Origin of the sequence: Halomarinibacterium sedimenti, from assembly GCF_019312585.1 — a bacterium.
GTDB lineage: Bacteria > Bacteroidota > Bacteroidia > Flavobacteriales > Flavobacteriaceae > Halomarinibacterium > Halomarinibacterium sedimenti.
Genome location: NZ_JAHWDP010000003.1, coordinates 406214 through 421536 on the forward strand (window position 1 = coordinate 406214; position 15323 = coordinate 421536).

Annotated in this window: 15 protein-coding genes; 2 read left to right on the forward strand and 13 right to left on the reverse strand. The window is 35.5% G+C overall.

Going from position 1 to position 15323, the window contains the following annotated elements; all coding sequences use genetic code 11:
• Nucleotides 1-24 precede the first annotated feature (24 nt).
• Complete coding sequence (gene trxB / locus KXJ69_RS09140; RefSeq protein ID WP_219052784.1) at nucleotides 25-993, reverse strand: thioredoxin-disulfide reductase; 969 nt, start codon at nucleotides 991-993, stop codon at nucleotides 25-27.
• 182 nt (nucleotides 994-1175) lie between these two features.
• Between trxB and hemN the strand changes: the two genes are divergently transcribed.
• On the forward strand, nucleotides 1176-2540 hold the full coding sequence (gene hemN / locus KXJ69_RS09145; RefSeq protein ID WP_219052785.1) for an oxygen-independent coproporphyrinogen III oxidase: 1365 nt from the start codon (nucleotides 1176-1178) through the stop codon (nucleotides 2538-2540).
• Between the two features lie 82 nt (nucleotides 2541-2622).
• Here the strand turns inward: hemN and KXJ69_RS09150 are convergent, their stop codons facing one another.
• From KXJ69_RS09150 to KXJ69_RS09190, 9 genes are all read right to left on the reverse strand, one after another.
• A complete protein-coding gene (locus KXJ69_RS09150) occupies nucleotides 2623-2766 on the reverse strand; it encodes a hypothetical protein (RefSeq protein WP_219052786.1) in 144 nt (47 codons plus the stop codon).
• A gap of 29 nt (nucleotides 2767-2795) precedes the next feature.
• Nucleotides 2796-3515, reverse strand: a complete 720-nt coding sequence (locus tag KXJ69_RS09155; protein ID WP_219052787.1) for a sulfite exporter TauE/SafE family protein — start codon at nucleotides 3513-3515, stop codon at nucleotides 2796-2798.
• A 1-nt stretch (nucleotide 3516) separates the two neighbouring features.
• Nucleotides 3517-3963, reverse strand: coding sequence for a FixH family protein (locus KXJ69_RS09160; RefSeq protein WP_219052788.1), 447 nt, complete (start codon nucleotides 3961-3963; stop codon nucleotides 3517-3519).
• A 6-nt stretch (nucleotides 3964-3969) separates the two neighbouring features.
• Nucleotides 3970-5391, reverse strand: coding sequence for a cytochrome c oxidase accessory protein CcoG (gene ccoG, locus KXJ69_RS09165; RefSeq protein ID WP_219052789.1), 1422 nt, complete (start codon nucleotides 5389-5391; stop codon nucleotides 3970-3972).
• A gap of 58 nt (nucleotides 5392-5449) precedes the next feature.
• Entirely contained in the window at nucleotides 5450-6400 is a 951-nt protein-coding gene (locus KXJ69_RS09170; RefSeq protein WP_219052790.1) for a cbb3-type cytochrome c oxidase N-terminal domain-containing protein, read from the reverse strand.
• A complete protein-coding gene (locus tag KXJ69_RS09175; RefSeq protein WP_219052791.1) occupies nucleotides 6397-6594 on the reverse strand; it encodes a CcoQ/FixQ family Cbb3-type cytochrome c oxidase assembly chaperone in 198 nt (65 codons plus the stop codon). The genes KXJ69_RS09170 and KXJ69_RS09175 overlap by 4 nt, the downstream gene beginning before the upstream one ends.
• Before the next feature lie 10 nt (nucleotides 6595-6604).
• A complete protein-coding gene (ccoN, locus tag KXJ69_RS09180; protein WP_219052792.1) occupies nucleotides 6605-8800 on the reverse strand; it encodes a cytochrome-c oxidase, cbb3-type subunit I in 2196 nt (731 codons plus the stop codon).
• A gap of 2 nt (nucleotides 8801-8802) precedes the next feature.
• Nucleotides 8803-8994 (reverse strand): cbb3-type cytochrome oxidase assembly protein CcoS, encoded by a 192-nt coding sequence (gene ccoS / locus KXJ69_RS09185; RefSeq protein WP_219052793.1) that lies wholly within the window; start codon nucleotides 8992-8994, stop codon nucleotides 8803-8805.
• Between the two features lie 72 nt (nucleotides 8995-9066).
• Complete coding sequence (locus KXJ69_RS09190; protein ID WP_219052794.1) at nucleotides 9067-11445, reverse strand: heavy metal translocating P-type ATPase; 2379 nt, start codon at nucleotides 11443-11445, stop codon at nucleotides 9067-9069.
• A 148-nt stretch (nucleotides 11446-11593) separates the two neighbouring features.
• Between KXJ69_RS09190 and KXJ69_RS09195 the strand changes: the two genes are divergently transcribed.
• Complete coding sequence (locus KXJ69_RS09195; RefSeq protein ID WP_219052795.1) at nucleotides 11594-12406, forward strand: universal stress protein; 813 nt, start codon at nucleotides 11594-11596, stop codon at nucleotides 12404-12406.
• Here KXJ69_RS09195 and KXJ69_RS09200 read toward each other — a convergent pair whose 3' ends face one another.
• The 3 genes from KXJ69_RS09200 to KXJ69_RS09210 form a co-directional block, all read right to left on the reverse strand.
• Nucleotides 12407-13036, reverse strand: coding sequence for a hypothetical protein (locus KXJ69_RS09200; RefSeq protein WP_219052796.1), 630 nt, complete (start codon nucleotides 13034-13036; stop codon nucleotides 12407-12409).
• A gap of 82 nt (nucleotides 13037-13118) precedes the next feature.
• Entirely contained in the window at nucleotides 13119-14489 is a 1371-nt protein-coding gene (locus tag KXJ69_RS09205) for an MBL fold metallo-hydrolase RNA specificity domain-containing protein (protein WP_219052797.1), read from the reverse strand.
• A 3-nt stretch (nucleotides 14490-14492) separates the two neighbouring features.
• Nucleotides 14493-15320, reverse strand: a complete 828-nt coding sequence (locus KXJ69_RS09210) for an ATP cone domain-containing protein (RefSeq protein ID WP_219052798.1) — start codon at nucleotides 15318-15320, stop codon at nucleotides 14493-14495.
• Between the last annotated feature and the right edge of the window lie 3 nt (nucleotides 15321-15323).

The following is a 15323-nucleotide window of genomic DNA, read 5'->3' on the forward strand; positions in this document are numbered from 1 at the left end:
CTTTTTAAATTCAGCTTATTTATATTAAGCTTCCACTTCTTCTTTACTCTCTACAGCCGCCAAGTAACGCTCGGCATCTAAAGCAGCCATACATCCTGTTCCTGCAGCAGTCACAGCCTGACGGTATTCTTTATCTTGTACATCCCCACTGGCAAAAACGCCAGGCTTATTGGTTTTGGTACTTTTCCCTTTTGTGATAAGGTATCCCGTATCGTCCATATCGAGTTGTCCTTTAAAAATATCGGTGTTGGGTTTATGACCAATGGCAATAAAAAGACCTGTAATGGCAATTTCTTCTTTTTCACCGGTTTGGTTATTCACCATTCGAAGTCCTTCTACAACCATATCTCCAAGAACTTCATCCACCTCAGTATTGTAACGGACTTCAAGATTTTTTGTAGCATTTACACGATGTTGCATCGCCTTAGATGCTTTCATATAATCCTTACGAACCAACATCGTTACTTTGTTACAAATATTGGCTAAATAGGTAGCTTCCTCCGCAGCCGTGTCTCCTGCTCCTACAATGGCTACTTCCTGTCCTTTATAGAAAAATCCGTCACAAACGGCACAGGCAGAGACTCCCCCACCACGTAAGCGTTGTTCACTTGGGATTCCTAGATATTTAGCAGTGGCCCCAGTTGAAATAATCACTGTTTCAGCTTCAATTTGGGTTTTGTTATCTACAGTCACTTTATGGATGCCACCTACTTCATCACTAAAATCTACAGCGGTTACCATTCCTATTCGCACTTCAGTTCCAAAACGCTCCGCTTGTTGTTGTAATTGCACCATCATGGTAGGGCCGTCTATTCCGTCTGGATATCCAGGGAAGTTATCCACTTCGGTAGTAGTAGTTAATTGTCCTCCTGGCTCTAACCCAGTATACATAACAGGTTTTAGGTCGGCTCTAGCTGCATAGATAGCGGCAGTATAACCCGCTGGACCCGATCCAATAATTAAGCATTTTATTCTTTCGATTGTATCTGACATAATTTAAAATCTTCAATTTTATGAGGTTATAAAAGTAGCAACTTTAGTTTAAAACTTACAGTAAAAGTTATTAAGAATTGTTATCAACACATCATATAAGTTTATGCTTCAAAACTGATATAAATCATATTTTAAATAACCAGACAAAGGTATTTTTACTCCTATTAATCGATTTTATAAAAATGCCTCAAAACCTCATAGAAAAATACAATAATCCAGGACCTCGATACACAAGTTATCCTACAGTTCCGTATTGGGATACTATGAACTTTTCATTAAAATCATGGAAAGAAAGTATTAAAAGAAGTTTTGCTGAAAGCAATGATGCCGAGGGCATAAGTTTATATATTCATCTTCCTTTTTGTGAAAGTATGTGCACCTTTTGTGGTTGCACAAAGCGAATTACAAAAAATCACGACGTAGAGATTCCATATATTCGATCTCTAATTAAGGAGCTTCAGCTATACTGCGATTTGTTAGGTGAAAAACCAATCTTGAGGGAACTTCATTTAGGAGGTGGAACACCCACTTTCTTTTCGGCAGAAAACCTTCAGCTCTTAATGGAAGGCATTTTCCGTAGAACAATTCAGCACCCAGAAATTGAATTAAGTTTTGAAGGGCATCCAAACAATACTACCAAGGAGCATTTACAAACCTTTGCGAATCTTGGATTTAAAAGAGTGAGCTATGGGGTACAGGATTATAATGAAACGGTTCAAAAAGCCATCCATAGAATTCAGCCTTTTGAAAATGTAAAATATGTCACCGAAACCGCTCGAGAACTAGGGTATACCTCTATAAGTCACGATATTATTTTTGGGTTACCTTTTCAGAAAACAGCGCATATTCAATTTACCATTGAAAAAACAATTGAACTACGCCCCGAACGAATAGCCTTTTACAGCTATGCCCACGTACCTTGGATAAAAGGAAACGGACAGCGTGGTTATAAAGAAGAGAATCTTCCTTCGGCTAAAGAAAAACGAGCGCAGTACGAACTTGGAAAAAAATTATTGTTAGAGGCCGGGTATGTAGAAATAGGCATGGATCATTTTGCATTACCAACAGATAAACTATATAAAGCACAACAAAAGAAAACCATACACCGAAACTTTATGGGGTATACTTCTTCAAAAACCCAGGCGATGCTTGGTTTGGGTGTTTCTGCCATTAGTGATAGTTGGTATGGTTTTGCGCAAAATGTAAAAGGTGTAGAAGAATACACCCACTTACTCGAAAATAATATTCTTCCTGTTTTTAGAGGTCATATTCTCAATGAGGAAGATTTAAAAATAAGAACCCATATTCTCAACCTAATGTGTCAATTGCAAACTTCATGGAAAGACGACAATTTATACTTTAATGAAATCCCTGAAGTGTTGATACAGTTAAAAGAATTAGAAAATGACGAGCTCGTTATTTTAGAAAAAGATACCATTACCGTTACAGAAAAAGGACGTCCTTTTGTAAGAAATATTTGTATGGCTTTCGATTTGCGATTACAACGCAATAAGCCAGAAAGACAACTCTTTTCTATGACCGTATAAAAGCAGTTTTTTAGTTGTAAAAAAGCGGGTTATTCAAGAAATTGAATGCCCGCTTTTTGAATTGGAATCAGCAAAGTTTCTTTTAGTCTTTAGGATCTTCTTTTTTACTGCCACTACTCATAAAGTTAATGAGCATGATTACTAAAATGACACAAACAAGGGCAAAGACACCAATCATAATGACGCCATTGCTCCAATTAACTAAGGGTATATTATTAAGTATCATAAGGATATAATTTTAAATTTAGTATTATTTTATTCGTTTACAGAAACTGAATGACAGTTGTAATTGGCATCCACCATTTCTGTAACGGGTGTTGGCGATACATACGGAATTCCTAATCCCATTCCGCGTAAAATAAAGAAACAACCTACAATCACTACAAATACTGGAATGGCTTTGCGTATTTTTTGTCGTAGCTCTCCTTTCAAAAAATTACCCAAATAAACTGCGGTGGTCATTAAAGGAATGGTTCCTAAACCAAAGCCCAACATATACAAACTCCCATCTACTAAACTTCCAGAGGCTATAGCTCCAAAAACAGCAATATAAACCAATCCGCAGGGTAAAAAACCATTTAAAAAACCAATGGTAAAAAACGTATCTGGAGTTCTCTTTTTTAACTGACTACCCAAAGCACTTTTAACTTTGGAAATGGCTGTATAAATAGGTTTTGAAATGGAAAATCGTTTAACATGTTGCTGCGGAATGATAATTACTAAAATCATGATAATTCCAATAGCAATGGATAACTTTTGCTGAAACCCAAACAGGTTAAGTCCTTTTCCTAGCAACCCGAAGAGCAATCCTAAAATGCTATACGTAAAAAGTCGTCCAAAGTGATACAAAAACAACTGACTGTATTTTTTAACTGAATTGGTTCTATCTAGAGGCAATAAAAAGGCAATGGGTCCACACATTCCCACACAGTGGAAACTTCCCAAAATACCTAATATAAGTGCCGTTACAAACATATTAATACACTATTGCCTTTTTAAAAAGATACTGTTCCCCATCCATTTCCCAGTCTATGGTTACTTTCCAGCTTCCTCCTACTAACTTTGAGTCTTCTATAAGCATGGTTGAATTTTCAATTTGTAAAGGAATTTGAAAGTCTAGTTTTTCATTGGATGGGCGATACATTTGAATGGACCCACTAACATTTTTTTCTTGCAGTTCCTCTGGAAAATAGATGTGTAATCCTTCAGACGATTTTTCTATTTTAATTTTAGAGGTTAGTGAATTCGCTTTCTTTTCAGCATCAATTTCATTTTGATACACTAAATCCTTTGCATAATAATTTTCGGTAACCATATCGTGGTCATATTCTTTATCGGTCATCATGGTGATGACCATAAACATGATAAATCCCATAAAGGCAATCATTCCTATCACTATTCCCGTACCCCAGTTAATTTTCATAGTTTGTTATTTAAAACTTCTTGGCCCCAAGAAGGTTGTTTTTGTGGTTTCTATTAATTTATCGCCTTCAAACACGCCTATTTTCACTTTTGCCTTATCCCCTGTTATGGCACTAGCATTAATTTCGATAAATAGGGTTCCTTCTTCTATATCCTGCTTTGCGACGCTAAATCGTTCATTTTTTACTAATTTAATTTCTCCATCATGAGACAACAATGTAAAATGAACATCATTAATATCCTTGGTGGTTTTATTAACGAGCTTGTAGGTATACACATTACTAATAATGTTGTTTTCCTTGTGCTCATATAATTGTCCTGGTAATCGCAACACACGAGCTTCCACATCATTTCGTAAAAATAGCATACCAGAAAACACACCAAGTAGTATGATAAGAACTGCAGAATACCCCTTTAACCGAGCATTAAATTTAAATTTCGCCTTCTTTTCTATATTGTCTTCGCTGGCATATCGAATAAGTCCTTTAGGTAAGTTGACCGATTCCATCATATGGTCACACGCATCTATACAGGCGGTACAGTTAACACATTCTAACTGTGTTCCGTTTCTAATATCAATACCTGTGGGACACACATGAACGCATTGAAAACAGTCGATACAATCTCCTTTTCCAGTAGTGGCACGATCTTCTTTTTTATTAAATTTTGCTCTTCCTGCTTCCTTTTCGCCACGTTTATGATCATAGGCCACTACAATAGATTTATTATCAAGAAGTACGCCTTGAAGTCTACCATAAGGGCAAGCAATGATACATACCTGTTCTCTAAACCAAGCAAATATGAAATAGAAGACTGCTGTAAAAATGAGTAATGAAATTAGAGTACTCACATTTTCGGCTGGACCTTCAGAAATATATTCCAAAAGCTTGTCGCTTCCAATTAAGTAAGCCAAAAATATATTCGCAATTAAAAAAGAGATGATAAAAAAGACAAACCATTTTAATCCCTTTTTCCTAATTTTTTCAGCATTCCAAGCTTGCTTTTGTAATCGAATCTGTTTTCCTCTATCCCCTTCAATCCAATATTCAATTCTTCGGAAAACCATTTCCATAAAAATAGTTTGAGGACATATCCAACCGCAGAAAATTCTTCCAAAGGCTACTGTAAAAAATATGATGAAAACAACGCCAATAAGCATCATGATAACCACTAAATGAAAGTCTTGAGGCCAAAAGGGATATCCAAAAATATTGAAGCGTCTTTCTAATACATTTAAAAGCATAAATTGATTTCCGTTAACCTTTATAAACGGAAATGCAAATAGCATGGTTAATAAAACATAACTTACTAACTTTCGATATTTATAGAATTTTCCCGAAGGTTTTTTAGGATAAATCCAAGCGCGCTTACCCTCCTCATTTATAGTGGCAATACTATCACGGAAAATTTCGTCTTCTGGGGTTTCCAAAGCTATATTTTTATATAAAAACCCCCTTATATGGACCTTAAGGGGGTTTAAAGGTTAGTTAGTCCCTCATTGTTAAATCTACACTCGTAGAGTCAACAATAACTTCTAAAGGGATTTCTTGATTTTGTAAATTAGGGTCTTTCCAAATGTCTCCTTCGGGAGCTTTGGGCTCTGCAGGAGTCGTCCCTTGGAAGGTTAATAGATAACTCGAAACTTGTGCTATTTCAAGAGGAGAAAGTTCGGTTTTCCATGAAACCATTCCTTTTCCGTCACGTCCTCCTTCAGAAACGGTAGTAAATACATTTTTAATTCCACCACCCAAAATCCAATATTCATCAGTTAGGTTAGGTCCAATTCCTCCACCACCATCAGACTTATGGCAGGCAACGCAATTAGTTTCGAAAATAGCCTTACCAGCAGCTAAATCTGAAGCTTCTGTCAATAGTTCAACGGTATTTGCATCTACCAATCCTTTTGCAGTTTTTTTGTATTCTTCCACGGCAATTCTAGCTTCTTCCATTTCAATTTCGAATTCCTGAGCTTGTTTAACCCCATCGAATACGTGATATCTGAGCAAATAAATTGCGGCAAAAACAATCGTAATATAAAAACCATACAACCACCAAGGTGGTAATTTATTATCTAATTCTCTGATTCCGTCGTAATTATGGTCGAGGACAATTTCTCCTTCTTGCTCAATAGGTTTGCTCCCCAGTAATTTTTTATAAATTCTTTTAATTCCTGAAAACTGAGCTTCATTTCTTTTCTTTTCTGAAGCAAGGTATTTTTCTTTGGCTTCATCTGACAGTCCTCTATAAAGAATACTTTTTAAACTTTCTGCAATGAGTTCTACTGCAATGGCAAATAAAAATACTAAGGTTAGTATTCCCCAAAGTATGGGGTACTTTACTACTGCCATTTCTTCACCAGAGTCAATAGTTAACTCTAGTAATAAAAAGGCGATAATTATAAATCCTATAACTCGTAAATAAGATGCTAGTGACTTCATACTATATTATTATGGTTAGAATTATCTTCATTTTCTAAGGGTATATTACTCACTTCTTTTATGTAAGCTTTCTTGGCAGTAAAAACCCACCAGAAAAGTAATAGAAAGAAGATGAAAAATATAAGTAGGGAAATAATGGGGTAAATGGCTACTCCATCAATGTTTTCTAAATTTCCTTTTACAAACTTTAACATAATAAATTGTTTAGTTGTTGGTTAATTCGTCGTTAGTCTTCACTTTAATATCGGTTCCAAGACGCTGCAAATAAGCAATAAGTGCTACTACCTCACGGTTTTTCATTTCAATAAATGCTTTACCATTATCTTGAGCGTATTGCTTATCTGCTTCATAAGTTTTGACAAAATCTGGATCACTAAAAAGGTTTTGTTCAATGGTACTTCCTTGCTCATTCATCCATTCTTGTGCTCTCGCAATATCATCTTCGGTATAAGGGACGCCTAGGGTAACCATGACCTCCATTTTCTTTTCGGTTAACGATTTGTCAAGTTCATTTTTAATCAGCCATTTATAGGATGGCATGATTGATCCAGAAGAGGTGGTTTGTGGATCGTAAAAGTGATTAAAATGCCAGTTATCACTATACTTACCTCCCACTCTAAATAAATCTGGACCTGTACGTTTACTTCCCCATAGGAAGGGGTGGTCATACACATACTCACCAGATTTTGAATATTCGCCATAACGCTCTACTTCACTTCTAAATGGACGAATCATTTGTGAATGACAGTTATTACATCCTTCTCTTATATAGATATCGCGACCTTCCAGTTCTAGAGGAGTGTAGGGTTTAACACTACTAATTTTAGGTACATAATCATCAACCATTAATGAGGGAATAATTTGTACAACGCCACCAATTAGAATAGCTATGGTAGCATAAATGGTAAGTTTTACTGGACGTCTTTCTAACCACGTATGGTAGCCTTCTTTTCCAGTTCTATGTTTTGTTACTTTTTGAAGCGGAGCAGCTTCAGCTAGCTCATCTGTAACCTTACTTCCTTGACGAATAGTAGCTACAATGTTATAAAGCAGCATAATCATACCTACAATAAACAAGGTGCCCCCAATGGCTCGCATCCAATACATTGGCATTATTTCGGTAACAGTCTCAAGGAAGTTTCCATAAGTAAGTGTACCGTCTGGATTAAATTGCTTCCACATAAAAGCTTGAACAAATCCAGCCACATACATAGGTAATGCGTACATAATGATCCCTAAGGTTCCAATCCAAAAGTGCGCATTGGCTAATCTATTTGACCATAAGGTTGTTTTGAATAATTTTGGAACTAACCAATACACCATACCGAAGGTTAAGAAGCCATTCCAAGCCAGTGCTCCTACGTGAACGTGCGCTACAATCCAATCGGTAAAATGTGCAATAGCGTTTACATTTTTTAAGGATAACATAGGTCCTTCAAAAGTTGCCATACCATATCCAGTTATAGCTACTACCATAAACTTTAATACCGGACTTGTGCGTACTTTGTCCCAAGCTCCACGCAAGGTTAAAAGTCCATTAATCATTCCACCCCAAGACGGAGCAATAAGCATGACCGAAAAAGCAACACCTAAACTTTGGGCCCAATCGGGTAATGCTGTGTATAATAAATGGTGAGGACCCGCCCAGATATAAATAAATATTAAAGACCAGAAGTGAACAATAGATAATTTATAAGAATAAACGGGTCTGTTTGCAGCTTTAGGAACAAAATAATACATCAATCCTAAAAAGGGTGTTGTTAAGAAGAATGCTACTGCATTGTGCCCATACCACCATTGTACCAAAGCATCTTGAACCCCAGCATAGGCTGAATAACTTTTCATAAAACTTACTGGCAATTCAATGCTGTTTACAATATGAAGCACCGCCACGGTTACGAAAGTTGCTAAATAGAACCAAATGGCAACGTATAGGTGACGTTGTCTTCTTTTAAGAATGGTTCCTATCATATTCACACCAAAAGCCACCCATATTAAAGCAATTGCAATATCGATGGGCCATTCTAACTCTGCGTATTCTTTTGAAGAGGTATAACCTAATGGAAGTGTAATTGCAGCGGCTACAATTATAAGTTGCCAACCCCAAAAGTTGACCTTACTTAAAAAATCGCTCCACATTCTTGCCTTGAGTAATCGTTGCAAAGAGTAATAGACCCCCGCAAAAATGGCATTCCCAACAAAAGCAAAAATTACGGCATTGGTATGCAAGGGACGTAAACGTCCAAAGCTTAACCAAGAGATGCCGTCGGTAAGGTTAGGAAACAAAAACATAAAGGCTAATAATAGCCCTACACTCATCCCTACAATACCCCAAATAAGGGTAGCATAGAGGAAATTTTTAACGATTTTGTTGTCGTAATAAAACTTTTCTACTTCCATAATTATTTGTTATCGTTTTCGGTTTTTGGTTTTTTGGTAGAAACTTCTTTAATCACTTCATCTTCAAAAAGCATACGAATAGAGGGTGTATAGGTGTCTTCATATTGACCGCTTTTAACTGAAATAATAAAGGCAATAAAAAATACGATAGCAACTATAATGCTGATGGCAAGAAGCATATAAATGATTGTCATTTCTGGTTAATTAAGTTGTAAAATTAGACCGACTTGGTTTCTGAAAATATGATATATGTCAGTTTGCATTTTTTATTTATTAAAAAGTTGTTTCCCTAAAAAATAGGTAGCAATGGTCGTAAAAACTACAATACTTATAGAACTCAACGGCATTAAAATAGCTGCCACTACAGGGGAAAGATTTCCAGACACTGCAAAGCCAAGCCCTATAAGATTGTACAATAAAGAGAGGATAAAACTCCATTTAATAATCTTCATTCCTCTTTTTGAAATCTTCAAAAAATGAGGTAGTTGTTCAAATTTTGAAGCATCCAAAATGCCATCACACGCTGGGGAAAACACATTTATATTTTCTGAAACTACTACTCCTACATCGCTTTGTGCAAGTGCTCCGGCATCGTTTAAACCATCTCCAACCATCATCACTTTTTTACCTGCCTTTTGTAAGTTTTTAATAAACTGAAGCTTGTCATCAGGCTTTTGATCAAAATACAATTGTGCATTTTTAGGTAGAATCATTTCCAACCTTCCGCGTTCTCCGTCATTATCACCACTTAAAATAACAATCTCGTTATTTTTGGATATCTCACGAAATACATCTGCGAGTCCCTCCCTATAGGTGTTCTGAAAAACAAAACGTCCTTTAAAACCATCGTTACTACTTACGTAGACAGAGGTTTTATTTTCTTCATTCGAAACGGTATTCCCTTCAACAAAAGAGGAGGAACCAATTTTTATTTCTTGATCTTTATGAGTGGCTAAAATTCCCTTTCCAGCAACTTCCTCAAAATGGTCTAGAACAGTAATGTTATTTTTATTCAATATTTCGTATAAAGCCCTACTTAACGGATGATTTGAGGCCCGAAGCGAACTTGTTAATAATGTCGATTCTTCTTCGGTAAGTGGAATTCCTTCATAATAGATTTGACTTTTAGCACTGGTAGTTATCGTTCCTGTTTTATCAAAAACTACAGTATCCACTTGCTCCATTTGCTCGATGATATAGGCTTCTTTTACATAAAATTTATTCCTTCCATAAATGCGCAACAAATTACCCAACGTAAAAGGAGAAGCTAGCGCAATGGCACACGGACAAGCAACAATGAGGACCGCCGTGACTACTTGAAATATTTTTGAAGTATCCACAACAAACCAGAACATGCCTGCCAAAAAAGCGATACTAAGAACGCTAATTGTGAAGTGTTTACTAATCTTATTAATTAAGGGTTCAAATAAATGTTGTTTATTATGGGTAAAAACTTCATTACTCCATAATTGGGTTAAGTAGCTCTGTGCAACTTCCTTTACCGCTTCAACTTCTATAATAGTTCCTTCCTGTCTTCCGCCAGCAAATAATTTATCGCCAGAAGCTTTAGGAACGGGCACCGCCTCTCCTGTGACAAAGCTATAATCTATTAGTGCATTCCCTTTAAGCAAAATAGCATCTACTGGGAGCAATTCTTTATTCCGAATTAACAATCGGTCGCCTTGTTTTACTTCATAAATAGGAACTTGTTCTTCGGTATGGCTTTCAGAAAGTCTTGTAATAGCGATAGGGAAATACGATTTATAATCACGTTCAAAGGAAAGGTATGAATAAGTCTTTAGCTGAAAATACTTTCCTACCAAAAGAAAGAACACCAATCCTGTAAGGCTGTCAAAAAATCCAGTTCCCCAATCCATGATTATTTCAAGGGTACTTCTTACAAACAACACAGTTATTCCAAGCGCAATTGGAATATCAATATTTAATATTTTAGAACGCAGTCCTTTATAAGCGGAAATAAAATAGTCTTTACCAGAGTAAAACACCACTGGAACAGAAAAGGCAAACATAAGCCAACGAAATAAGTGCTTAAATTGGTCGAGCCAATATTCTTCCACCTGAAAATATTCGGGAAAAGAGAGAAACATTACGTTTCCAAATGCAAATCCCGCTACGCCTAATTGGTATATAAGTTTATTATTGGTCTTTTTTGTTTTTGTATCTAAGCTGTCCAAAGAGATGTTTGGCTCATACCCTATTCTTGTCAGGAGGGTTACCAAATCTTTAAGCGAAAGTTCTTTGGCAGAAAAAGTGATACGCACCTTTTTTTTGGGAAAATCCACTTGAGAGGTCCGTACACCTTTGTTTAATTTTTGAAGGTTTTCCAAAACCCAAATACATGAACTACAATGTATGGAAGGGATTAAAAAAGAAACTATTTGGGTATTGCCATCGGTAAATTCTAAAAGTTTATCGATAATTAATTTATTATCAAGAAAGTCGAACTTACCTTCAATTTCATTCGGGGAAGTTCCTGGAGATTTTTCTAAATCGTAATAATATGAAAGATCATTATCGTTTAAAATGTCAAAAACCGTGACACAGCCTTGGCAACAAAAGGACTTTTCGTCATGTAAAATGGTTTTACTCTCACATAAATCGCCACAATGGTAGCAATGTGCCATAGTTTTTTAGTTACAATTTCTAGGCAAAAATGCTTTCAATTATGGGATTAAGAAATGATAATTATCAGTTATAAAATTCTCCTAAAGTGAGTAAAATCATTTAAAATCAACAAAATCCAACGTATATTTAGGTATAAATTTTATTGAGATGAAACGCATTTTATTACCCACGGATTTTTCAAAAAACTCCTTAAACGCTGTAAACTATTCTATGGAATTTTTTAAAGGAAAGACTTGTGAATTTTATTTTTTGAATGTTCAAAAGCCTTCAGAATTTGTTTCAAGTGATATTTATACGGCTTCTCCTATGGATAGTACCATCTATGCCTCCATTGCTGAAGACAACAAGAAAAAATTGAATACGTTGGTAGCAAAATATTCAAAAAAATATGCTTCAGAGTCTTTTACTTTTGAAGGCATTTTTGATTTTGATGTGTTTGTAGATTCGGTGCAGCAAACCATCCATTCAAAACATATTGAACTAGTTATTTTAGGTACAAATGGTGCTACTGGAGCAGAAGAAGTAATCTTTGGAAGTAATACTCTTAAACTTATTCGCAACCTCCAACACCCTATTCTTGCCATCCCAGAAGGCTATAAATACTCTTCAATTTCTTCCATATTATTTACAATTAAAGAAGATGATGATTTTCATCCGGATGCTTTACTTCCTATAAGTGAATTGGTAAAAGGAAAAAATGTTTCCTTACAAGTGTTACAGCTTGACACAAAGAAAAAATTACCCAAAAGCTCACTGCATAAACAGTTTTCTGAAATAAAATACCATCATATTGAAAATGTACCAACTCCTGAAGCTGTAAGTAGTTTTGAGCAATTATTCAAGGTAGATTTGCACGCCATTTTTATTCATCCCAAATCCTTTTTTGAAAGAATATTTTCTGGAACAGACGCCCCACAACTTAGTTACGAAAGTAGAGTACCCTTGCTTGTTTTAAAATAATTAATCCACTAAAACAATTTCGTTTTCTTCTAAGGCATTAAGTAACACTTTTACATATTGTTTTATGGATTTAGAACGCTTTTCTGGAGCCACTAAATCTATATTTCCTTTCCATAAAAGTTCGCGCTCTTTACCTGCGCAAATACAAAAAACAGAAGTTTCCGTATGATAAATTTTATAGCTATTGGTCTCTCGTGTGGTATATACACTTTGGTTTTCAATATAATACTCTTTAAAGTTTAAAAAGTCTCTATCAAAATTTTTGGAAGCTTGCATCAAAGTAACTTTTTCTTCTGCTCCTATTAGTTTTGAAAATATCACACTATCAAAACCTGCTTCAAGCAAAGAGTTTTCAATAAGATCCATTTCTTTTTCGGTCTTCTCTTCTACTTGAAACACATTCTCAAAAAAGTCGATACTGCGTACGGCTACAACGCCTTTACTTTCTAGAGATTTTGATAGCTCTTCTTCAAAACTTCTACGTACTTCTATATCTGAACTCATCCCAACAACGAGTATTTTATTGGCTTCATACACAGGAGTATCTTGACTTTTCCATTGATTGACTAGTTTTGTTGAGGAACAACTAGACAAAATGAAAATTAGTAGTAACATTACAATGTTTTTCATAACATATATTTTTAAATAATTAACTAGTAAAGTAGCTATTTACTAAATCATTTTCAATGACCAAAATCAGTTTCAGGTTATTTTATAATAATACTTCGGTTGTTTCATACAATTTTGGAAGATTTACCTTCCAACCCAATTTTTCTTGAATTTTCACTCGTAAGGCATCCCTCGCAGTAGGTTCTCCGTGAATTAAAAATACCTCTTCAGGTATGTTTTTTATCTCACTCACCCATTCCAATAAATCACCCTGATCTCCATGAGCCGATAGACTTTCAATATGATGAATCTCCGCTTTTACAGGATAATATTTTCCGAAGAACTTAATCTCATGAGAACCTTCCAATAATTGTCTACCTCGTGTTCCTTCTCCTTGATATCCTACCAAAAGAATACTTGTGTTGGGTTCATCTATGAGTTGCTTTAAATACGTTAAAACACGTCCTCCTGTAACCATTCCGCTCCCCGCTATCACAACTTTAGGTCGAGGGTCATCGATGGTTTCCCAAGTTTCTTTGTAGGAAGTAATAATATTCATTCTGCTTTTAAGCGCACTCACCTCTTTATTTGATAGTTTATGCCATTCTGGAAACTGTTGAAAAACCGATGTAACATTATTTCCCATAGGACTATCCACAAAAATGGGAATATTAGGGATGGAATTTTGTTGATATAACCTCCATAGTAAATACATCAACACTTGTAACCGTTCCACCGCAAATGAAGGAATGATAAGTGTTCCTCGGTTATAGATGGTTTTATGTATTAACTCTGTAAGCTTTTCTGAAACACTTTCCTTGGGATGCAATTTGTTACCATAGGTACTTTCCATAAACAGGTAGTCGGCCCATTGTGGTTTTTGGGGTGGATACAGTAAATGATCTTCCTTCCTTCCTACATCCCCCGAAAAAACAAACGTTTTTTCAAAAATCTGTAGTTCGATAAAAGTTGATCCAATGATATGGCCGTTGTATATAAAGCGACATTTAATATGGTCAGATAGTGTTACCCAAGTATCTTTTGGTGTGTTTTTAAATTTTGGAAGCGTCTTAAAAACATCTTCCAAGGTATAAAATGGCAGTGCGGGCTTATGGGAAGAATAACCCTCTTCATTAGCTCTTTCTGCTTCTTCCTCATGAATTTTAGCACTATCGCGTAGAATAATTTCAGCAATATCTAATGTAGGTGCTGTGCCTAAGATTTTACCATGAAATCCTTGCATTACTAATCGAGGTAAATAACCTGTATGATCCAAATGCCCATGGGTAAGAAGCACATAATCTATGGTAGAAACATCAAAAGGGATATCCTCCCAGTTATGATTTCTCAATTCTTTTAATCCTTGAAAAACACCGCAATCAATCATCAGATTAATTTCGGGGGTTTCAATAATAAATTTTGATCCCGTAACCGTTCCCGAAGCTCCTAAGAAATGAATTTTAGCTTTTTTCATCCTTTAAAAATTACAAAGCATATCTACTTCTTTTAATATTCGTTCTTTTCTGCTTTCAGAAATTCCTAAATGATCCAAATAAAAATTGTCTTTGTGTAATTGTCTGCACAAAACGATATCTCTACTTAAAAGAAAGGTTTTCTCTCTATTGGTAAGTAATGTTGAAACTGTTATTGGATAGAGTCCAAGTCTATCAATCCTATCCTTTAGTCCATCATTTTTTGGATAATCCCAACTTAACAAATATAATCCTACACACGTACCATAATCTAAAGCGTCTTTTGTGAATTGCGTATTGGTAATCACCCAGCCTTCATTTGGGGTGTCTTTTCGTTTATAATTTAGAATATCTTGATATCGAGAATGAATATAGAGTGGCACTTTTACATCACACTTTCTACTGGGGTCACTATGAAATTTACATTCGGCTACAATATGCTGTCCATTTTTGTGAGCCACTACATCTACTTCGTGACTCACACATTTTCCTTGCATAACTTGCCCTACTTTTACATCGTATCCCGAATATTCTAGTAAAGCTCCTACAAAACGTTCAAAAGGAAAGCCTGTGGGACCCAATTCGTAAATCGCTCTTTTCAACTTGTATTTTGAAGCAAAAATGGATTTCTTTTTTTTCAATAGTGCAAAGGCTCTATTATAAATCTCCTTGGTTGAAATACCTTGATATAGTTCGTCTCTTACGGTATCTATGATTTGCTGAATTGTTTTTTCATCAGATCCACTTCTTCTTAAAGAACTGCGAAGTTTTTCGATAGAAAACTTTACCACATTCCCCGAAGATTTTATAACATCAAAATTGGTTTCTTCCATAGA